Source organism: Streptomyces morookaense (genome assembly GCF_013030945.1).
GTDB classification, from domain to species: Bacteria; Actinomycetota; Actinomycetes; order Streptomycetales; family Streptomycetaceae; genus Streptomyces; species Streptomyces morookaensis.
In genome coordinates this window covers 1-546 of the sequence record NZ_JABBXF010000210.1, presented here as the reverse complement: position 1 = coordinate 546, position 546 = coordinate 1, and the positions used below count along the sequence as shown (strand labels likewise).

Below are 546 nucleotides of genomic sequence, written 5' to 3'. Positions count from 1 at the left end.
GCGGTCAGCGAGTCGAAGCCGAGGTCCCGGAACGCCAGGTCCGGTTCCACCGCCCCCGAGCCGCTGTGCCCGAGCACCGCCGCGGCGTGCGCGCACACCGTGTCGACGAGCAGCCGTTCCTGCTCGGCCTCGGACAGCCCGGACAGCTTCTCCACCAGCGCCGACGGTTCCCCGGCGGCCTGTTCGGCGGGCTCGTCGGCCAGGGCGCTCCTGACCTCGGGCAGTTCGCCCAGCAGCGCGCTCGGCCTGCTGAGGGTGAACGGGACGGCGAACCGCCCCCAGTCCACGTCCGCCACAGTGACCGCGGTGTCCCCGCTGCTCAGCACACCGTGCAGCGCGGAGACCGCCTGGGCCGGCCGCAGCACGGTGAGACCGCGCAGCCGCAGCCGCTCCTCCTCACCGGCGTCGACCATGCCGCCCCCGCCCCACGGACCCCAGGCGACCGCGGTCGCGGCGAGGCCGCGGGCCCGCCGGTCCTGGGCGAGGCCGTCGAGGTAGGCATTGGCGGCCGCGTAGGCGGCCTGGCCGCCGCTGCCCCAGACACCG

General features: G+C 76.6%; 1 protein-coding gene. It reads right to left on the bottom strand.

What is annotated here, in order from left to right; genetic code table 11:
• The coding region (locus HG542_RS34200; protein ID WP_171088333.1) for a beta-ketoacyl reductase at positions 1 to 546 on the bottom strand (546 nt) is incomplete at both ends.